Source organism: Streptococcus mitis, assembly GCF_009496205.1.
Lineage (GTDB): Bacteria > Bacillota > Bacilli > Lactobacillales > Streptococcaceae > Streptococcus > Streptococcus mitis_BN.
Genome location: NZ_WIJO01000036.1, coordinates 1 through 20,683 on the forward strand (window position 1 = coordinate 1; position 20,683 = coordinate 20,683).

21 protein-coding genes and 1 tRNA gene are annotated in these 20,683 nt (G+C 38.9%); 2 read left to right on the top strand and 20 right to left on the bottom strand.

Annotated features, from left to right (window positions below; translation table 11 throughout):
• Positions 1-48: 48 nt before the first annotated feature.
• Both GEZ85_RS06740 and rlmD read right to left on the bottom strand, forming a co-directional pair.
• Positions 49-120: transfer RNA gene (locus GEZ85_RS06740), tRNA-Glu, on the bottom strand.
• A gap of 49 nt (positions 121-169) precedes the next feature.
• A complete protein-coding gene (gene rlmD, locus GEZ85_RS06745) occupies positions 170-1,537 on the bottom strand; it encodes a 23S rRNA (uracil(1939)-C(5))-methyltransferase RlmD (RefSeq protein WP_153209842.1) in 1,368 nt (455 codons plus the stop codon).
• Between the two features lie 37 nt (positions 1,538-1,574).
• Between rlmD and recX the strand changes: the two genes are divergently transcribed.
• Both recX and ntdP read left to right on the top strand, forming a co-directional pair.
• Positions 1,575-2,351 (top strand): recombination regulator RecX, encoded by a 777-nt coding sequence (gene recX / locus GEZ85_RS06750; RefSeq protein WP_153209843.1) that lies wholly within the window; start codon positions 1,575-1,577, stop codon positions 2,349-2,351.
• A gap of 88 nt (positions 2,352-2,439) precedes the next feature.
• The gene (ntdP, locus tag GEZ85_RS06755; RefSeq protein ID WP_000775316.1) at positions 2,440-2,973 is read left to right on the top strand and encodes a nucleoside tri-diphosphate phosphatase; all 534 of its coding nucleotides are present in this window, start codon (positions 2,440-2,442) and stop codon (positions 2,971-2,973) included.
• Positions 2,974-3,328: 355 nt separating this feature from the next.
• On the opposite strand, the gene GEZ85_RS06760 is transcribed toward ntdP, so the two are convergent.
• The 18 genes from GEZ85_RS06760 to GEZ85_RS06850 form a co-directional block, all read right to left on the bottom strand.
• Entirely contained in the window at positions 3,329-4,186 is an 858-nt protein-coding gene (locus GEZ85_RS06760; RefSeq protein ID WP_322741566.1) for an Rgg/GadR/MutR family transcriptional regulator, read from the bottom strand.
• Positions 4,187-4,198: 12 nt separating this feature from the next.
• On the bottom strand, positions 4,199-4,972 hold the full coding sequence (locus GEZ85_RS06765) for a class I SAM-dependent methyltransferase (RefSeq protein WP_153209844.1): 774 nt from the start codon (positions 4,970-4,972) through the stop codon (positions 4,199-4,201).
• A 399-nt stretch (positions 4,973-5,371) separates the two neighbouring features.
• The gene (locus tag GEZ85_RS06770; RefSeq protein WP_153209845.1) at positions 5,372-6,139 is read right to left on the bottom strand and encodes an epoxyqueuosine reductase QueH; all 768 of its coding nucleotides are present in this window, start codon (positions 6,137-6,139) and stop codon (positions 5,372-5,374) included.
• A gap of 137 nt (positions 6,140-6,276) precedes the next feature.
• Positions 6,277-7,899 (bottom strand): chaperonin GroEL, encoded by a 1,623-nt coding sequence (gene groL, locus GEZ85_RS06775; protein ID WP_153209846.1) that lies wholly within the window; start codon positions 7,897-7,899, stop codon positions 6,277-6,279.
• A 15-nt stretch (positions 7,900-7,914) separates the two neighbouring features.
• Positions 7,915-8,199 carry a co-chaperone GroES gene (gene groES / locus GEZ85_RS06780; RefSeq protein WP_033687654.1) on the bottom strand — a complete coding sequence of 95 codons (285 nt, stop codon included), beginning with the start codon at positions 8,197-8,199 and terminating at the stop codon, positions 7,915-7,917.
• Positions 8,200-8,354: 155 nt separating this feature from the next.
• Positions 8,355-8,750, bottom strand: a complete 396-nt coding sequence (locus GEZ85_RS06785) for a single-stranded DNA-binding protein (protein ID WP_153209847.1) — start codon at positions 8,748-8,750, stop codon at positions 8,355-8,357.
• Positions 8,751-8,826: 76 nt separating this feature from the next.
• The gene (locus GEZ85_RS06790) at positions 8,827-9,588 is read right to left on the bottom strand and encodes an SDR family NAD(P)-dependent oxidoreductase (protein ID WP_153209848.1); all 762 of its coding nucleotides are present in this window, start codon (positions 9,586-9,588) and stop codon (positions 8,827-8,829) included.
• A 41-nt stretch (positions 9,589-9,629) separates the two neighbouring features.
• A complete protein-coding gene (gene ytpR / locus GEZ85_RS06795) occupies positions 9,630-10,256 on the bottom strand; it encodes a YtpR family tRNA-binding protein (RefSeq protein WP_094753572.1) in 627 nt (208 codons plus the stop codon).
• Positions 10,257-10,271: 15 nt separating this feature from the next.
• Positions 10,272-10,589: a thioredoxin family protein gene (locus GEZ85_RS06800; RefSeq protein WP_094753573.1), complete on the bottom strand. Its 318-nt coding sequence runs from the start codon at positions 10,587-10,589 to the stop codon at positions 10,272-10,274.
• Entirely contained in the window at positions 10,586-10,885 is a 300-nt protein-coding gene (locus GEZ85_RS06805; protein ID WP_153209849.1) for a DUF4651 domain-containing protein, read from the bottom strand. Before GEZ85_RS06805 ends, GEZ85_RS06800 begins: the two co-directional genes overlap by 4 nt.
• Before the next feature lie 90 nt (positions 10,886-10,975).
• On the bottom strand, positions 10,976-12,049 hold the full coding sequence (locus tag GEZ85_RS06810) for an N-acetylmuramoyl-L-alanine amidase family protein (protein WP_194251533.1): 1,074 nt from the start codon (positions 12,047-12,049) through the stop codon (positions 10,976-10,978).
• Positions 12,050-12,168: 119 nt separating this feature from the next.
• Complete coding sequence (locus tag GEZ85_RS06815) at positions 12,169-13,776, bottom strand: CTP synthase (protein ID WP_153209850.1); 1,608 nt, start codon at positions 13,774-13,776, stop codon at positions 12,169-12,171.
• Between the two features lie 388 nt (positions 13,777-14,164).
• Complete coding sequence (gene rpoE / locus GEZ85_RS06820) at positions 14,165-14,752, bottom strand: DNA-directed RNA polymerase subunit delta (RefSeq protein WP_033687659.1); 588 nt, start codon at positions 14,750-14,752, stop codon at positions 14,165-14,167.
• A 403-nt stretch (positions 14,753-15,155) separates the two neighbouring features.
• Complete coding sequence (locus GEZ85_RS06830; RefSeq protein ID WP_153209851.1) at positions 15,156-16,301, bottom strand: FtsX-like permease family protein; 1,146 nt, start codon at positions 16,299-16,301, stop codon at positions 15,156-15,158.
• Positions 16,302-16,304: 3 nt separating this feature from the next.
• A complete protein-coding gene (locus GEZ85_RS06835) occupies positions 16,305-16,985 on the bottom strand; it encodes an ABC transporter ATP-binding protein (RefSeq protein WP_049543830.1) in 681 nt (226 codons plus the stop codon).
• Positions 16,982-17,557 (bottom strand): TetR/AcrR family transcriptional regulator, encoded by a 576-nt coding sequence (locus GEZ85_RS06840; RefSeq protein ID WP_060627108.1) that lies wholly within the window; start codon positions 17,555-17,557, stop codon positions 16,982-16,984. Before GEZ85_RS06840 ends, GEZ85_RS06835 begins: the two co-directional genes overlap by 4 nt.
• Positions 17,558-17,675: 118 nt before the next feature.
• Positions 17,676-19,253, bottom strand: a complete 1,578-nt coding sequence (locus GEZ85_RS10240; protein WP_194251534.1) for a hypothetical protein — start codon at positions 19,251-19,253, stop codon at positions 17,676-17,678.
• Positions 19,254-19,323: 70 nt separating this feature from the next.
• Positions 19,324-20,544: a DNA cytosine methyltransferase gene (locus tag GEZ85_RS06850; RefSeq protein ID WP_153209852.1), complete on the bottom strand. Its 1,221-nt coding sequence runs from the start codon at positions 20,542-20,544 to the stop codon at positions 19,324-19,326.
• Between the last annotated feature and the right edge of the window lie 139 nt (positions 20,545-20,683).

The window sequence follows — 20,683 nt, forward strand, 5'->3', positions numbered from 1 at the left end:
AAACTTTTTTGAACTTTTTTCATCAAGTGTTCCATCCGCAACATACCATAGTCCGTACGGGATTCGAACCCGTGTTACCGCCGTGAAAAGGCGGTGTCTTAACCCCTTGACCAACGGACCAGAGTTGTTATTTTCAACTCTTACTATTATACCGGCTTTTTGTTTTTTGTCAACTACTTTTTCCTATTTTTTTAATTAATTTTACAACTGCTTCCGTTCGAGCTGTATGTGGGAACATATCGACCGACTGGATATAATGAAGATCATAGACTTCTACTAACTTTACCAAATCACGAGCCAAGGTCGAAACATTACAAGAAATATAGACCATTTTTTCTGGTACATAGGTAAGAATTGTATCTAATAACTTGTCATCCAGACCTGTACGTGGTGGATCTACGATTAGAGCATCTGCTCGGTAGCCTTCCTTATACCAGCGAGGAATAATCTTTTCCGCTGTTCCTGCTTCGTAATGTGTGTTGTCAAATCCCATTCTTTTAGCATTTCGCTTAGCATCTTCAATGGCTTCTGGAATAATATCCATACCTCTGAGTGTTTTTACTTTCTTTGCAAAGGCAAATCCAATCGTTCCAACTCCACAATAAGCGTCAATCAAATGGTCTTCTTTAGTAACTTCCAAGGCTTTTACCGCTTCGTTATAAAGAACTTCTGTTTGTTCAGGATTTAGTTGATAGAAAGCTCGAGGAGATAGTGAAAATTCATAATCGAGAACACCTTCTTGAACACTCTCTTGTCCCCAGATAATCTCTGTCTTTTCACCATAAATCTCACTGGTTTTAGCTGTATTTGTATTAACAGCTACTGTCACAACTTCTGGAAAATCTTTAACTAAGTCTCTTACTAGTTGGGTTAAATTAAGCTGACGGTTTGTAACAATAATAATCTGAACCTGTCCAGTCTTTCTTGCTCGTCGGACCATAATAGTCCTAACACCTAGAACTTTTCTCTCATCGGTGATTGGAATCTGGTGATAAGTAAGCAATTCTGCTAGACGATTAGCAATCACTTGGGTTTCCTTGTCTTGTACCAGGCAGTCTTTCAACTCTACTAAATAGTGAGAGTTTTGTGCATATAATCCCGCCTTGACCTGATTGTGAAATTTTCGAGTCTGAAATTGTAACTTAGCACGGTAGTACTTTGGTTCCTGCATTCCAATAGTTGGACGGATTTCATAATTTTTATATCCTGCAGGAGCAAATTTTTTCAGCGCTTGATGAAGTAAGTCCGTCTTGAACTCCAGCTGCTTATCATAATGCAGGTGCATGATTTGGCAGCCTCCGCACTCATTGTAAATAGTACATGCTGGCACAACACGGAATTTAGACTTCTTGTTGACCTTCAGTAATTTTGCCTCAACAAAGTTACGTTTAATAGAAGTAATCTGACAATAGATATCTTCTCCTTTGAGAGCACCAGGCACAAAGACTAATGTTTTTTGATAAAAGCCGATTCCCTCACCATTAATTCCCATGCGCTTGATTTTTAATGGTATTTTTTGTTTCACTTTCAGATTCATACCCCTATCTTATCACATTTTGAGTTATAATAGAACTATGAAAATCACAAAACTTGAAAAGAAAAAAAGACTCTATCTGATGGAGCTTGATAATGACGACAAATGCTACATTACTGAAGATACAATTGTTCGTTTTATGTTATCAAGAGATAAGGTTATAAGCCAAGAAGAATTGAAAGAGATTCAGGACTTTGCCCAATTTTCTTACGGTAAGAATCTAGCTCTCTACCACCTATCCTTTAAAGCGCGCACTGAAAAAGAAGTCAGAGAATATCTGAAAAAATACGATATTGATGAAAACATCGTTTCTCAAGTCATTATTAATCTTAAAAAAGATAAGTGGATTAATGATGCTCAGTACGCTTATGCTATCATCAATGCCAATCAACTTTCAGGAGACAAGGGGCCTTATGTACTGACTCAGAAACTAACACAAAAAGGGATTTCAAAATCCACTATAGAAGAGAACTTGAAAGAATTTGATTTTTCTGAAGTTGCTCAACGTGTAGCGAATACACTATTGAAAAAATATGAGGGAAAGCTTCCAACTCGTGCCTTGCAAGATAAGATCATCCAAAATCTGACCAACAAAGGATTTTCCTATCCTGATGCTAAAGTTGCCTTTGACGAGTTGGATAGTCAAGTTGACCAAGAAACGACTCAGGAACTCATCTTCAAGGAACTTGATAAGCAATATGCTAAGTATGCTCGAAAGTATGAAGGATACGAACTTAAACAGCGTTTAACTCAAGTTTTAGCTCGAAAAGGCTACGATTTTTCGGATATAGCAAGCGCTCTCAGAGAATATCTTTAATATTTTCATGTAAAATTCACAGATTTTAGGTAATTTTATGGTACAATAGTAGACGATAAACTTATAAATTGTAGAAAGTTGGTTAGTTATGAAGCTTCCAAAAGAAGGCGACTTTATTACAATTCAAAGTTATAAGCATGATGGGAGTCTCCACCGAACTTGGCGGGACACCATGGTACTAAAAACAACAGAAAACGCCATTATTGGTGTCAACGATCATACACTGGTTACCGAAAGTGATGGTCGTCGTTGGGTCACTCGAGAACCGGCTATTGTTTACTTTCACAAGAAATATTGGTTTAATATCATTGCCATGATTCGTGATAATGGAATTTCCTACTATTGCAATATGGCTAGCCCCTACTATCTGGATGAAGAAGCACTGAAGTATATTGATTATGATTTGGATGTTAAAATTTTTACGGATGGGGAAAAACGTCTCTTGGACGTTGAGGAGTATGAGCGTCACAAACGCAAAATGAATTATTCTGATGACTTGGACTATATTTTAAAAGAACATGTCAAAATTCTTGTTGATTGGATTAATAATGGACGTGGTCCTTTCTCAGAAGCCTATGTAAACATTTGGTACAAGCGCTATGTAGAACTAAAGAATCGGTAAAGTTGTCAAAGGTCAGGAACAAAATCCTGACCTTATTTTTTGGTAGTGTAAAATAAATTGTGTAAACATAAAAAGGAATAAATCCATTATAGTAGAGTTACAACACATTACTAGAAAGAGATTTATGCAGAATTCGTAAAATATATAAAACAAATAGATATACTGTTATTTTTTAATGTCTTTATTCCTTGTAAGTTTACAACAAGCTTATATCATTTCATACAAAAAATACAAAAATGATTAGTATAAAAATACAAGTCAATTTGGTATCAAAAAAATTTTTTTGTATTTCCACATAGCATCAATCATTTAGTACAATATTTTAAAAACAATATCTCAACAGAGAAAATGCTATTTAATCTACCAACTCATTTAATCGTTTTTGAAAATATAAAGCAATACTTTTAGATTCAATAAACTCAAAATATTTTATGACATTGTTCATTTGTTTAATTCCAGATTCTTTAGATTCAGTCAGATATATTTTATATCCTTCTACAAATTTGAATGTAGATTTTTCAAAAACTTTTGTGTCATCTTTTAATAATTTCTTTAATGTCATTTCAAAGTAGTCTGCATATATTAGATGTGAATTTTCAAGGCAACAGAACCAAAAATTTAAACAAGCTGACACAACTAAATTTCTATTCTTACCGATTTTTTCGTAATAATGTGTACGCTCTAGTATTTCTTTTCCGACCCTGTAAATATAATCTATTTCAAAAAGATGATATAAATTACCAATCAATGTTATCTCATAAGACTCCCATCGTTCCTTCTGGAATAAATAGTCATATACTAAATTTAGATCTTCTCTACTAACTACATAATTACAATCTATCTGATTTAATAATCCCTGAACCATAATTGTATTTATTTTATGAGTTTTTTCCCCACTCTTCTCAAAAAGTTTTTGTTGCTCATTTTTTATTTCCTCCAATCCTTTAGTATTCAAACTATAAAAATTCGGAGATAAATTAACCAAAAAATCATCAAGTTCCGATCTTTTATAATGTTCTAAGTAATTACAAAAATTCTCTATCGAAACATTGATATTTGATAATAATTTAAAGAACGTTGAAAGAGAAATTTCATTTTCTCCCCTTTCAAATCTAGAAAGTTGAGATTTTGATATAGAATCAGCTGCAGCATACTCTAAAGAATATCCGTTTAATTTTCTAAAATATCGAAAAGCTTCTCCATAATTTTTCACACTTTCGTTCCCTTAACTTTCTTTTCGAGCGATAAACATACCATATTCTTTAGGAATGATCATCATACCATTATAAAACTCACTTTCCAATCTTTTACGTATTATTTCCTCTTCTAGTGAACCTATTTCTGAAATTCCTTTAAATGATTGGATGTATTTAACTAGGTCATCTATACTAGTTACCTGCAACTCATCATCATAGAGTAATGTATCGACAGAGTTAAAATACTTGCTCAGGTACCTTTTACCATTTTGTAAAGTAAACGTTTTATTTTCTAAATCTTGATTAACCTCATCTTTAAATAAACTTGCCAAATAATTTACAACTCCATTTTCACCAAATGTAGCACAGTAAAAAATTCCTCCTGTTTTTAAGACCCTATTTACCTCAGAGAGAGCTTTAGGAATATCATTCACATGATGTAAAAGCATATTAGCAATAACAATATCAAACGTTTCATTCTCAAAAGAAATCTTTTGAATATCCATTATCTCATAGTTGACATTGTCTCTATTTCCAATCACTGACTTCGTTAATTTTACCATATCTTTAGAAAAATCTGTAACAACCAACTGCTTCATTTTATCTATAGAATCACTATTACTTTTCCACAGTTCTCCTGTACCACATCCCAATTCTAGAACCTTTACTTCATCAGTGATTTGGTAGTTAGAAAATATCCAATTATTAAATCCCAATTTATTTTTTGAATACTTCTTATGCAATTCTACTCGAATATCAAGATTATCATGACTTTTATATTGTTCAATTACTTTATCAATCATTTTAAATGACCTCCACTCTATAATTTGACATTATATCACAAGAATAAAGATAGTGTTAAATAAATTGTATAAATGCAAAAAAGGAATATTCCGTTATAGCAAAGTTGTAACACATTTCTATAAAGAAATTTATTCCTACGACTCAGTTTAGCATGCTTAACTTCCTAACTCAAAAACAAAGCATGGATTAATTTATCCGTTCTTCTTTTGAAACAAATTTGAACTGATATTTGCTCGTTTTCATTTAAAAAGCTCTTTTGAGCAAAACTTCATTTTTTTAAGAGCCCAAGGCTTGTTGAAGACTCAAAAACCTTGGACTAGAAATTCAAAGATTGGTCCAGCAATTTCTGTCTATCGCTTTTCTACTAGCAAAAAACCTACCTTGAGGCAAGTTTTCATTTATATATCTAATTTTGTAACTGTGAATTTGATATGGGAATAATCTTTTTCAACATCCTTATCCAGTAAGAAAGCCGTGGCGTCCTTCTTAACCTGAACCAAATCAATATTCTGAGCCTGGGCTGCATAGACGCATCCACAATAACATTGACGGTAGATGTCATACTCTTCACACATCTCTACCGAACGTTTGTAGCCTTGATTTTTCTTGAAATCACTTGGAAGATAATGGGTTGTATAAATTTTTTGCACATCGATTCCGATGCTGTTAATGGTTTGAGAATTCTTATGAGGACTGATGGTCAAGGCTGAACCGAAGTAGTCAAAACCTAAATCCATAGCCACTTGAGCTGTTTTATCCAGGCGGTAGTCAAAGCAAACCTTACAACGGTCGCCACCTTCAGGCTCTTCTTCCAAACCTCGAACCAGTTTACGATATTCGTTAGGTTCATAAGGAGCTTCTAGGTATTGAACGTTATTGCCAGTTCGCTCATTGAAATCACTGACAAACTTTTTAGTCACATAGGCACGCTTATGGTATTCTGCCTTGGGATGGATATTTGAATTGGCAAAATAGATGGTCACATCTGCATACTTAGTTAGGTATTCTAAGGTATAGGTACTACAAGGGGCACAACAAACATGCATGAGAATGGTTGGCCGCTCCTCATTTTTCTCCCATACTTGTACCATTTTCTGCATAACACGGTCATAATTAATCTTCTGATTGGGGTTCATCTTGCTCAGAATTTCTTCTACATCGATCATGTTCTTCTCCTTTTTCTAGTCTTATTTTATCATATAAGTTAGGAGAGCTCAAATCTATTTAGAAGTGAATAGCATAAAAAGGAGGGGTACTCATCCCCTCCTTTTGTGTTTTTTATAAGTTATTTTCTATAGAAAGCTTACATCATCCCACCCATCATGCTTGGATCCATGGCTGGAGCTGGGGCTACTGGTTCTGGTTTATTGGCTACGACTGCTTCCGTAGTTAAAATCAAGCTGGCTACAGATGCTGCATTTTGTAGAGCTGAACGACTCACTTTCACTGGGTCAATAATCCCTTGATCAATCATATTAACCCACTCGCCAGTTGCTGCATTGAAACCTGTACCAACTTCAGCATTTTTCAAACGATCGATAACGATAGATCCTTCAAATCCAGCATTATGGGCAATTTGACGAACAGGTTCTTCCAAAGCACAGAGAACAATATTGCGTCCTGTTGCTTCGTCTCCTGTCAATTCCAAGGCAGTAACAGCTGGGATGACATTTACAAGGGCTGTTCCACCACCTGCAACGATTCCTTCTTCAACGGCTGCACGAGTAGCGTTGAGGGCATCTTCAATGCGGAGTTTCATTTCTTTCAACTCAGTTTCAGTTGCAGATCCGACCTTGATGACTGCGACACCACCTGACAATTTCGCCAAGCGTTCTTGCAATTTTTCACGGTCAAATTCAGATGTTGTAGTTTCGATTTGAGACTTGATAACTGCAACACGGTGGGAAATCGCTTCAGGATTTCCAGCACCTTCTACGATAACAGTGCTATCTTTGTCCACAGTTACTCTCGCTGCTTGACCAAGAGCTTCAATTGTCGCATCTTTCAACTCAAGACCAAGATCTTCTGTGATAACTGTTCCGCCTGTTAAAATGGCGATATCTTCAAGCATGGCTTTGCGACGGTCACCAAAACCAGGTGCCTTAACTGCTACTACGTTGAAGGTTCCACGAATCTTGTTCAAAACAAGAGTTGGAAGAGCCTCGCCATCCACATCATCCGCAATAATCAAGAGTGGACGATTGCTTTGGAGAATACTTTCTAGGAGTGGCAAGATTTCTTGGATATTTGAAATCTTCTTATCAGTAATCAAAATGTATGGATTTTCAAGATCAGCCACCATTTTTTCGCTATCTGTCACCATGTACTGTGAAAGGTAACCACGGTCAAACTGCATTCCTTCCACAACTTCAAGTTCTGTTTCCATACCACGTGACTCTTCGATAGTGATGACTCCATCTTTGCCAACTTTTTCCATGGCTTCAGAAATGTATTCACCGACTTTTTCAGAACGAGAAGATACAGCAGCAACCTGAGCGATAGCTTCTTTGTTGGCAACAGGGATGGCGTTGTTTTTCAAGGCTTCAACTGCTGCAGCAACTGCTGTTTCAATCCCACGACGAATGCCGATTGGATTTGCACCTGCTGTGACGTTTTTGATGCCTTCACGGACGATTGCTTGGGTCAAAACAGTTGCAGTTGTCGTTCCGTCACCTGCGATATCGTTGGTTTTTGAAGCTACTTCTGATACCAATTTGGCACCCATATTTTCAAAATGGTCTTCCAATTCGATTTCTTTGGCAATGGTCACACCGTCATTGGTAATCAAGGGTGAACCGAATGACTTTTCAAGAACGACATTTCGACCTTTTGGTCCCAAGGTTACTTTAACAGTGTCTGCAAGGATATCGACACCACGGACCATAGCTGAACGAGCATCAGATGAAAATTTAATTTCTTTTGACATACTTACTTTCTCCTTCTATTTTTCAATGATAGCCAAGATGTTAGCTTCGCCTACGATGATGTACTTTTCATCGCCATCTTTGACATCAAGACCTGCGTGTGCTTCAACCAAGACACGGTCTCCAGCTTTAACACTTGGAGCAACCAAGTCACCGTTCAAGGTACGAACACCTTGTCCAGTAGCCACAACTTGAGCTGTTTTGGTTTTTTCTTGGGCTGAGCCTGCAAGGACAAAGCCTCCAACAGTTTGTTCTTTTTCTTCGATTTTCAAGACCACACGGTCTCCTAATGGTTTCAACATCTGATTTCCTCCATAATGAGATAGATATTATTAGCACTCTTTATACATGAGTGCTAAATCATAGTTCTATTGTATCACTTGGTCAGAAATAGTCAAGAAAAAAGTCTGACTTTCTCAAGATAAAAAGCCTGAGACCAACTCAGACTTTTCAATATTTAAAATGGCAATTCTTCCTCTTCCAATACCAAATCTGCCAAATCCTGTCCTGCGTTATTTTCACGCATGGCACGTTGGGCACGACTTTCCAAGAGTTGGAATCCAGTAACAAGTACTTCGGTCACATAATTCATTTGACCATTTTTCTCAAAGCGACGAGTACGCAATTCCCCATCAACGGAAATGAGACTACCTTTAGTTGCGTAGCTTGCCAAAGTTTCTGCTAGTCTACCCCATAGGACCATATTGACAAAATCAGCTTCACGTTCGCCATTTTGGTCTTTGTAACGACGATTCACAGCGATAGTTGCTCGCGCTACTGACCTGTCATTGTTGGTTTTGTGCAATTCTGGTGTAGACGTCAAGCGTCCGATTAAGATAACTTTATTATACATATTTTTTCCTCCTACTTATCTATTCGTAGGAAATCAAAAAAAGTTACAGAAATTTGTAACTTTTCGAGGAAATTTTTTACTTTTTATGAACCATGAAACCTGTTGCCTGTTGATTGGCCATGATGGTCATATCTGTAATCTGCACACGACTAGGTTGACTGGTCACATAGACTACTGTGTCTGCAATATCCTGAGCTTGCAAGGCTTCTATTCCTTGGTAAACGGACGCAGCTCTCTCTTTATCACCATGAAAACGTACCGTAGAAAAATCTGTTTCGACAATCCCTGGCTGAATGGTTGTCACCTTGATATCCGTTGCGATGGTATCAATTCGCAGTCCATCTGAAAAAGTCTTAACTGCCGCCTTGGTGGCTGAATAGACAGCTGCACCTGCATAGGCATAGATTCCTGCAGTTGACCCCATATTGATAATATGACCTTGATTGGCTTTTACCATTGCTGGCAAGAAACAGCGAGTAACTGCCATCAAACCTTTGACATTGGTATCTAGCATGGTCAACATATCCAACTCTTCATAGTTCTGATAAGGTGCTAAACCTAGCGCCAGTCCGGCATTATTGACCAAAATATCAATCTTCCCTATCGTTTCCAAAATATCGGAGCAGACAGTCTTGACCATGGTCATATCCGTCACATCTAATGGAAAAGTCCAAACTGTTTGATTTGGAAAAGTTTCTGCAAACTCCGACTTAAGGGCTTCGAGCCTTTCTGTCCGTCGTCCAGTTAGAACGACATTCTCACCCTGATCCAAATAAGCACGCGCAATCGCTTCACCAATACCTGATGTCGCCCCTGTAATCACTACATTTTTTGCCATCTTATATCCTTCTATCTGGTCTATCAGATACTGACAATTTCTTAGGCAGTCCAGTGTTTAGCTGGGTCGAATGGTGTTCCGACAACTTGATCTTCTGATAATTCAATAATACCACGTTTTTGCGGAGCATTTGGCAGATGCAATTCACGAGGGCTACACATCATACCAAAACTCTTTTCGCCACGAAGTTCGCCTGGGAAAATGAGATTGCCTTTTGGCATCATAGCTCCCGGAAGAGCCACAATGGTTTTCAGACCGACACGCGCATTAGGAGCCCCTGCAACGATTTGTACTGTCTTGTCACTTGCGACTGCAACTTGGCAGATGTTGAGGTGGTCACTATCAGGATGAGCTACCATCTCGACAATCTCACCAACAACAAACTTAGGTTCCTTGTCATTGACAATTTCTTCTGTAAAACCTTCCGCCTGTAATTCTTGGTTCAAACGAGCGGCTTGCTCATCTGATAAAAAGACTTGACCGCGCTCTGCAATTTCAAATAAACTTGAAACTTCGAAAATATTCCAAGCTACTGTTTCCCCATTATCTTTTAGAAAAACACGGGCTACATTTCCTTTGCGTTCCACTTCCAGTTTGGCATCTCCGCTGTTTTTCACGATGACCATAAGGACATCACCGACATGTTCTTTGTTATATGTAAAAATCATTGTTTCCTTTTTCTCCTATTTCAATCCTGCTAAAAAGTCATTAATTTGTTGCTTGCTTTTACGGTCACGATTAACAAAACGGCCGATTTCCTTGTCCTTTTCTAGAACAACAAGGCTAGGGATTCCATAAACATCCCAAAGTTTGGCCAATTCTATATACTGGTCTCGGTCCACTCGAATAAAGGTGAACTCAGGATTGGTCTCCTCAATTTCTGGCAATGCAGGGTAGATATAACGACAATCGCCACACCAGTCCGCCACAAAAAGAAAGACCTTCTTCCCATCTTTTTCTACTAAAGATGCCAATTCTTCTAAACTTGCTGGTTGTATCATAAGACTTCCTCCTCATAGATCAGGTCTTCATTTTCATAGACAAAGGTATAATGACGGCCATCCTCAAAGATTACGCCACCAACCAAGCTCTCCAGACTACTTTCATAAACTTGAACATAGAGGGTCGCAATTTCCCCCATGTCTGAAAAATAGTCTCGCACAATCGCTGTCAACTCTTCCTGAGTCTTCATGAGCTTGCGGTCATCTGCAACTTTTTTCGTAGCAAGGGCAAGGCTTCCAATACCAAGCAGAGCCAAGCCTGCCATCCACATTTTTTTAGCTTTCATACCATTCATTTTAACACAAAAAACGCTTCAGGACAAATGAGGAAGCAGCAGAAAAGCAAGTAAAAAGTCCCTTCCTTGAAGGAAAAGGACTTCTTATTCTTATTGCCAAGCACCTGAGTTGCCAACGTAGTAACCATCAGGTGTGTAGGTATTGCGAAGCATCTTACCTGATGAAGCTAGATAATACCACTTGCCATTATCTTTGACCCAATCATTCGCTAGCATGGCACCAGAAGAACTTACATAATACCATTCTCCCTTGTCATAAACCCAATTGCTTGCTTTCATGGCTCCTGAAGTTGATAAATAGTACCACTTGCCTTGGTCGTAAAGCCAGTCACTCGCAATCATGGCTCCTGATGATTTAAAGGCATACCAGTTGCTACCTTGATAGAGCCAAGTTTGATTGAACATGACTCCTTTATCATTCATAAAGTACCAAGTTCCCTTGTCTTTAACCCAAGCATTCTGTACTAATTGACCTTGTTTTTGATAGTACCAGTTTTGGTTTGATTTTAGCCAGCTTTCTGCTTTTACAATCGGATAAAGTTCTTTGAAAGATCCTCCATCATATTTATGACTGATAGATTTTAGTTTTTCAAGCTTCAACTCACCATTATCATAGTCTGCCCAAGCATATACTTTTTGACCATTGACAGTCTCTGGTAAGGTAGCAGTGTAAGTCTTGGTTTGATAGTCCCATTTTGTATCAAGGTAGGTGTATTGATCATTTGATTCTTTAATATGGTAGTAGCCTCTCTTTCCACTATCATTATGAATATCATTCACAACTTTCGTTGACCAGGTCTTCACTTCGTTTCCGTTCTTAGCTTCTACCTTGATATCTCCTCTATAGCCATATGGAACATAGAAATTCAGGTAACGCCCGTCTACGCCCATCATAGACTTGTCCTTTTCTTGGCCTAGGAAATTGACAGTCTGATCTTGACCATCGAGACTAACCGTCCACTCGACTTTCTCAGTTTTTGGCAAATCCAAGACTTTGATATCTACTTCATGGCCATTATTAAATCGAAGAATTTTACCATCTTGATACTTAACCCCACCCTTAATAACCCATTCTTCTTCCAATTCGAATGCTTTTCCTGAATGAGGGAAAGCCAGTAAAGCTAAACCTGCTAGAGACAAACAAAATAGTGTGATTTTTTTCATTGTATATTCTCCTTAGGAATTATTATATTAATTATATCACTATCTATTTTTTTTGCAAATCTTATCCTAAATATGCAAGCAAAAAACCTCTGAGATTGCTCTCAGAGATTAGAGGATAACTAGTTACTATTCTCAACTGCTGCAGTAACAAAGGCAGTGTAGAGTTCTTCTGGACGGTTTGGACGACTGGAAAGTTCAGGGTGATACTGACAAGCCACAAAGAATTTATTTTCAGGAATTTCCACAATTTCGACCAAACGATTATCAGGTGAAACTCCTGAAAAGACAAAACCTGCTGCCTCAAACTGTTCACGAAAGGCGTTGTTAAACTCATAACGGTGACGGTGACGACGTTGCACCACTTCTTGATTATGATAAGCAGCTGCTGCCTTAGAACCACGTTTCAACTTAGATGGGTAAAGTCCCAAACGAAGGGTTCCACCCATATCTTCAACATCAACCTGATCACGCATGATATCAATGATAGGATATTTTGTTTCTGGTGCAAGTTCAGCAGAATTGGCACCTTCAAGACCCAAAACGTGACGAGCAAACTCGATACAAGTCAACTGCATTCCTAAGCAGACACCCAACATTGGAACATCATTTTCACGCGCATAACGGATGGCTTGGATTTTCCCTTCCGTACCACGTTGGCCAAAACCTCCTGGTACGATGATTCCGTCCGCATCCGACAAGAGCTCTGCCACATTTTCTGCTGTCACATCATTGGCATTGACCCAATTAATCTTCACTTCTGCGTCGTTGGCATAACCAGAGTGTTTCAAGGCTTCGACCACTGAGATATAAGCATCTTGCAACTCAACATACTTACCGACAAGGGAAATTTTAACTTGTTTCTTGAGGTTCATGACCTTATCCACCATGGCTGACCACTCCGTCATATCCGCTGCTGGTGCGTCTAATTTCAAATGGTCACAAACAATTTGGTCCATACCTTGTGCCTGCAAGTTCAATGGAATTTGGTAAAGATGTTCGACATCCAACGACTCGATAACGGCTTCTGGTGCCACATCACAGAACTGGGCCAGTTTGTTTTTAATCCCTTGACCAGCTGGCTGCTCTGTACGAATCACCAACATATTTGGCTGAATTCCCAAACCACGTAATTCTTTGACAGAGTGTTGAGTTGGTTTGGTTTTCATTTCACCAGCGGCCTTGAGATATGGCAGCAAGGTTGTATGGATATACATGACATTATCCGCACCCACATCTGCCTTCATCTGACGAAGGGCCTCTAGGAATGGCAAGGACTCGATATCTCCAACAGTTCCACCGACCTCTGTGATAATGACATCAGAATCAGTCGTTAGAGCGGCACGCTTGATTTTTTCTTTCAAAGCATCTGTGATATGAGGAATAACCTGAACAGTTGCCCCAAGGTATTCTCCACGGCGTTCTTTACGAAGAACTTCACTGTAAATTTTCCCAGTTGTCACGTTGGAATATTTATTGAGATTGATATCGATGAAACGTTCATAGTGACCCAAGTCTAAATCTGTCTCAGCTCCATCATCTGTCACAAAAACTTCCCCGTGCTGGTAAGGACTCATAGTTCCTGGGTCAATATTAATATAAGGGTCAAACTTTTGAATGGTTACTTTGAGACCACGATTTTTCAAGAGACGGCCTAGACTCGCTGCCACAATCCCTTTCCCAATAGACGATACCACACCACCAGTTACAAAAATATATTTCGTTGACATAGATTCCTCTTTCTAAAATGCTCAAGGTCTTGTCAACTACGAGGGGACATAGAAAACAAGACCCTACTAATAAGAATAATCTGGAACAACTGCACCAGATTCACAACTAATACTCTTCGAAAATCAAATTCAAACCGCGTCAACGTCGCCTTGCCGTATATATGTTACTGACTTCGTCAGTTCTATCTACAACCTCAAAGCAATGCTTTGAGCAACCTGCGGCTAGCTTTCTAGTTTGCTCTTTGATTTTCATTGAGTATAAAATACAAGAAGATAACTTCTTGAAAAAACAAAAATAGCTCCCTAATAACTAGGGAGCCCCGACCTCTAAAAGAGGTGCCCGAACAATATGATACCTAAAAATAGAATAATTGTCAATAGCTAACTTTTATTCCTCGTTGTTTTCAGCGTCATCATCAGAAAACTCATCGTCTTCTTCGTTGAGATCCACGTCTTCTCCCAAGTCATCTGGAGCAATTTCGTTGATTTCTGCATCGTAAGCTTCCACTTCGTTTTTCTCATCATCTGGATTTTCATCATCGTATGAAAGAGCTGGATCTGCTTCGTATGCGTCTTCGTCTTCTGGATCATCCGCATTGTAGTCAATGGCATCTGAATCACCATCCATAAAGGCATTGACACGTTTTTTCTTAGCTTTTGGTGCTACTTCATCGTCATCATTTTCTTCAAGAGCGATGATTTCTTCGTCGATTTCGTCTACACCATACCATGAACGAAGACCCCATTTGTTGTCTCCAAGTGAGATGAAGCTACCGTCAAAGTTCAACTCTGTGTAGAACAAAGGCAAAGCTTCACGGATATCGCTGTTTGATGTTCCAAGGTAGTTTTGAATTTCGTTTACAAGATCGCTAAAATGCATCTCATGGTCGCGACCACGAAGTTCCAAGATAGCACGCGCTACCTCAATCATAGATAGTTCACTTTTTTCTTGCCCAGCAAATACTTCTAATTCCAAAGCGTTTCTCCTCATTTATACTACTATCGCCAGAGCGAACAGACTCTGACCTCATTTTATCATTTACTCTTTATTTTACGATAATTTTGCGGAATAGTCAAAGGTTAAGAAAAAATAAAGGTGAAATATTTCAGCTAATTGAAAGATCTGTATAACATGACCACAGGTATATTGATTTATTTATAACTCAAGGCTGCAACTCCAATACCAACCACAAACTGCAAGAGGATTCCTACAGAGATAAAGGATTATTTGTTGCGTCAAATCAAGTAAAAAATCATTTCAGGTCCTGCCAGTAACTTCATTTTCTTTCCTTTATTTCATTTTACCTAGAATAGTGAAAAATCCTTCTCTTGTTAATGAGTTTCATAAGAAAAAGGCTGGAGAATCCAACCTTCTCTATTTATTCAGCTAAGAGTACTTCTTTGATGGTTTGCTTTTGGAGTTTTCTGTTGGATAGATAAAAGAGGCTTTCATAAACCACAGCAAAACCGATCAAAGTCCAGAAGCAAACATTCCCATCAAAGTGATGCTCAATCTTTTCAGGAACCGTATCTTTGATCACACCAATCAAGATTTCCATGATAGCGTACTGATAAGCCGTCCCAAGAACAAATCCTAGATAGGCCCAGAAACGATAGGGAGATAGGATATGACCTTGGCATTCACGATCTGTGTAGCCAAAAGCCTTCATAAGAGTCAGGGTTTCGCGACTTTCTGAGACGACAATCCCCAATGACAAAAAGAGAATAGAGAAAGAAAGGATCAAGCCAATCATGATCATCATGGTTTGGATGATGTCATCTGTGTAGCCCCTTAGACCAAAGGACAATTGAACCATGGCCGCAAAACACATAGAGCCAAAGACTACAAAAAACAGGATCGATTTTCTCCCCCAAATTAGTGACAAAGACAGCTCTGTTAGGAAGTCTTTCTCTTTCTTAGGAGACCTCTTTCTCCTTTTGACCTTGATTGGTGTTGGGGACTTTTTCAATAAGCGAAGAGCAGGCGTTTGTAGTTGTCTTCTAGCATAACCAACCGCGATAAGCATAAAAAATGCCGTTGGAAGGACCACAAAAGCAAGCAAGAGCTGCCAATGAAAATGAATGGTGATTTCTGGCAGGATCCCCTTTTCATTCCGGAAGTCATAAAAATGCCCCATCATAAGAAAAGAAGCGAAATAGCCAAGAAGCGCTCCGGCACCAAAACTGAGCCCAAATGCCCAAAATCGTTTAGCCAACAGGCCATTGCTATAACCCAAAGCCTTTAAAATTCCTAATTGTTCCTTGTGATCATCGACAAATTGTTTGATATAAAAACACATGAGAAGGACCGACGTCAAGGACAAGACGACTCCACTGACCATGGCCACCATCCAAGAAAGCGAAATCTGAACATCATAGTAGGTCTGAATCATGGGATTGGTTTTAGAAATCTCCAACTGCTCGATGTCCAAGTAAAAATTCAAGAAAAGATTGGCCACAAAGACCGCACAAGCCCCAATTATACTGACGACAACTAATTTTCGAATATCTTTTACTGAAAACATGGCTTACCATCCAATCTCATAAGCAGTCTGAGGCTGATCATTGGTCACAACTTCGGTAATCTTTCCACTATTGACACGAATGATGGTTCTTGCCATATCCGCAATATTTTGGTTATGCGTCACCATGATGAGGGTCAAACCAAGCTTTTCCTTTAACTCCCAGATATAGTCGAGAATCTTGCGCCCCGTTTCTTCATCCAGGGCTCCCGTCGGCTCATCTAAGAAAAGAATCTCTGGCTTTTTGGCCAAGGCCCGAGCAATGGAGACTCTCTGCTGTTCCCCACCTGACAATTCACTCGGGTACTTGTCCAGCTTATCGCCAAGTCCCAAATCCTCGATAATCTGCAAAAAATCATGATTGTTTGCCAGGTCTGCCCCCATCTTTACATTCTGTCTGACTGTTAGATTAGGCAATAAATAATACTGCTGAAAAATAAAGGCAATCTTCTCACGTCTAAAGGCTGTCAATTGAGTATCTGTGAGTTGAGCCAAATCCTGTCCTTGAATAAGGATATGTCCCTCGTCTACCTTTTCTAAACCTGACAGAACGTTTAAGAGAGTTGACTTGCCTGATCCAGAAGGACCGAGGATAACCACATCATCCTGATCTTGAATCTGCAAATCAATCCCTTTTAAAACCTTGGTTTGACCGTAACTTTTGTGCACATTTTCTAGTTGAATCATTTCTTTCCTACCATTTCTTTGATGAGAGATTGACAAACCTCTGTCAGTAATCCAATCACTTCTTCCATGCTGAATTGATAAATGCCAGAAGCAACCATTGAAGCCATCCCGTGTGAGTAGATAAATAGATGCTGGTACAAGCGACCAGCCTCCTCTACAGTCAAAGGATAGTCTGCGATGATCGAATCCAGAACCAATTGGTAACTATGATCCTTCATGGGAAGAAAATCTTGAAAGCGACGAATCGGATCTTTGCTGGGATTTTGGAAAAGCAATTGAAAGAGTTGGGGGTCTTTTGAGGCGAAAAGGATATAAGCAACCCCGACGGATCGAAAAGGCTTCTCATCTTCTAAGGCCTTACGAATATACTCCACCACGACCATTTCCGCAGCACCAATAACCTCTGCTTGTAACTCGGCCATATTGGCAAATTGCCCAAAAATGACTCTTGGTGTGGCTCCCAGTTGCTCCGCTAATGCTCGAGCCGTCAAACTAGCCATGCCCTCTTCTCTCACCAATTGTAAAGCTGTCCCAATGATAGCCTCTTTACTAAATTTAACCTTTGGCGGCATAAGACTCCTTTCACGTAACATTCGTTGCGCAACACTTGTTGCATAAAAGAATACCATAAAAAAGAAAGACTTGTCAAGAAAAAACTGTAAAACACAAAACAAAAAGACCGCGAACTTTTTATTTCTTTGCTACCCAGCCAATGGTATCGCTAGGTGGATTTTCGGTATCAATCCAGATGACTTCAATACCGATTTCCTCATTTTTAAACTTAGTCAAGCCAATACCGTTGATTTCCAGTTCATTGAGTCGTTGACCTGTCAAGACTTCTCGTTTTTTCAACTGGAAAACACCACGTAAAATCCAATTTCCAAGAATTTCTTGCTTATCTGTAGACTGAATAGCCTTTCCAGCTTCTTGATTTATATAGGCGTTAATAACATCACCAGAAGATAAAAAGCGTAGTTTAAAAGTTCTTTCTTCTTTAGATAGAGCTAGTTTTTTAGTGCCAGGTTCAAAAGTCCCAAATCCAGAACCAAAGAAATTAGGTCTTTCATCATGGAAGTTCTTAGAGTCTGGCAGAGGAATGTAGACTTCACTAACTGGACGATAAACCAGCTGTTCAATCTCTTTGATGAGTTTTTTATTTCCAGTATTGTGGACAAAGTGAATCAAGTCCTCACGAATAGCCTTCATCTGAACTTTTTCTTCCTTGCTAGTCCACTTTTTCAAGAGGATTTCTTCTAAAGAAAAAGCCACAAAGGCTAGTCCTTCTGGAGCCAGACTGTCTTTGAATTTTTCCTGAATCTTTAGAATCCGTGGCAGACGATCTTTCTTAGCTAGTTTTGATCCTCCGTTAAAGGCATTGAAACCAGAGTTTTCTTCCACATTTCCATGTTTATCTGTAATAACCCAAGACACTGTTTCTAAGATATCGGATTTTTCCTTTTTAGCTGTCAGTAAATGAAGATTTTCAAAGAGAGAAAAAGGATCTTCGATATAGTGAACGTCCCAAGTGTCTACCACAATGTCTTTATTATTAAAAGTCATGTGAAGCTGGCTGTCAGCCGCAGTGTACTTGTAGTGGTGTTGTCCATCCGTAAAACGGAAATTAGTTGGATTGTTTTTGGTAGTTGAGCCTTCAATGACTAGATTATCAATATCGACTGGCAAATAAGATGTTTCCCCAACAAAAATCTTAGGATTTTCTCCTTTTGGTGTTGGCATCAAAACATGATAAACAGCTTCAACGTTGACCGAATCCGAGTTGAAACCCTTGATCTGTGCCTTAGAGGACTCAATTCTCTGGTTTCTTAAGGTCGCAATCTTTCGTGCCAACTCTTCATAGCGTTGATAGTTTTCTTTATCCGCTGTTTCTTTATTAGCTGCAATATCTGCATGAAACTTGATATCACCCAACAAGTCCGTCCAAGATTGAGAATCTTTCTTGAACTGGGCAATTTTTTGGTCTCCTGAATTAATCCCAAAAGACTTGATGCCTACTAGGTATTTATGATTTTCATCTACAACAACAGAAGCATCATAGGAAGTATTGGCGATATCTTCCCCTACAGCATTAAAAGCCTTCTGAAAAACTGTCTCCTGAAATTTGGAGTTAACGATCGGAGCCACATAATTCTCTGTTTGTCCCTCGTCTTCTGATTCTGCCTTTTGAGAGAAAGCTTGGCTCAAACTAGCGAAGTTGGTAATTAAGGTTTTGTATTTTTCTTTTTGTTCAGACTTTAGATGTTCCCACATAAGCGCCCTCTTTTCTATTTTCAGTATATCAAAAGAAGATTAGTTTTTCACTAATCTTCTTATATATTCGTTAATTAATACTGTAAAATTCGAGTTTGCCTTGTTTTTTTACAAGTCTCAAATACTCTTCATCTGATAAAACAGCTAAACCATCGTCATAAGACTTGATTTTTTTAAGAGCCTGGTCATAGCTATCTACAAAATCCTTGACATAGGACTCGCCTTCAAATTGGCCGTTCATCTTGGTGTAGATAATGGCAAATTTTCCTGAGCGGTCAAGTTGAGATTGCCCTTGGCTTTCATTTAAGGCCTTGGCAACATTTTCCGCGATGCGTTTAATCACGGGTACAACTACGCTGTTTCCAGCTTGTTTGTAGAGCTGACCATTGGAAACCCCTTCTGGGATTTTAAAGGACTTAGGATAACCTTGAACATTAAAGGTTTCTTTGGGAGTCAACTTCCGAATCTCGCCACTGTCTGTCAAGATCAGTGGAACGTTATGTCCACCTGTTCCCATATTGGCTGTGAGGGTAGGTACGACACCGTTTTTGTTTTCACGAACATACTGACGGCGCCACTGGTAAACTGTATCTTGACTGGTAACTTCAAACTTCAACTGGTCATAGAAATTCTGCTTGCCTTCACGGTAGTAGTAGACCTCGTCTAGCTGTTCACCAAAGTTAATCACATCCTGAAGAGTCGTAGTCAGCTTGATCTCCTCTGGAAACTCAAACAAGTCATAAGCTTCCTTGGTATCAAAACCAACGATATAAATCCGCTCACGGTTTTGTGGGATATTTCCATAGTCTTTCCCATTGAGAACCTTCCACTTAATGAAGTAGTTGTTCTCGGTCAAGGCTTCACGAATAACCTTGAAGGTATTGCCGTGGTCATGACCGACCATATTCTTGACGTTTTCGATGAAGATAGCACGAGGTTTACGCCCCTCAATCATGCGAAGCAACTCAAAGAAAAGATCGCCACGATCGTCATCAAATCCCTTGCGATAACCCGCAATACTAAAGGCCTGACAGGGGAAACCTCCCATAATCACATCCACGCGCTCAGCTGGAATATCCTCTGGCTGAACAGCGTGAATATCACGACCATCCAAATAGGTATCTGGATGGTTTAACTGATAAGTCTGACGCGCATACTTATCAAACTCATTGGCATACACCACTCTGAACTCGTTGGTCTGTTCAAATCCCAACTCAATTCCCCCAACACCTGAGAAGAAAGCTGCAATGTTGTACTTCTCAGAGCGGTTCGAACTTACAGAATTTGTCATGTAGTAACCTGCTTTCTAAAAGATATTGTAATAGAAATTCTATATTATATTAAAAATAACAATATTTCAAAGGAATTAAGAATCTTATAACAAGTATAATTAACAAGCTGAGTAATAATAAGTTATACATGTTACTATA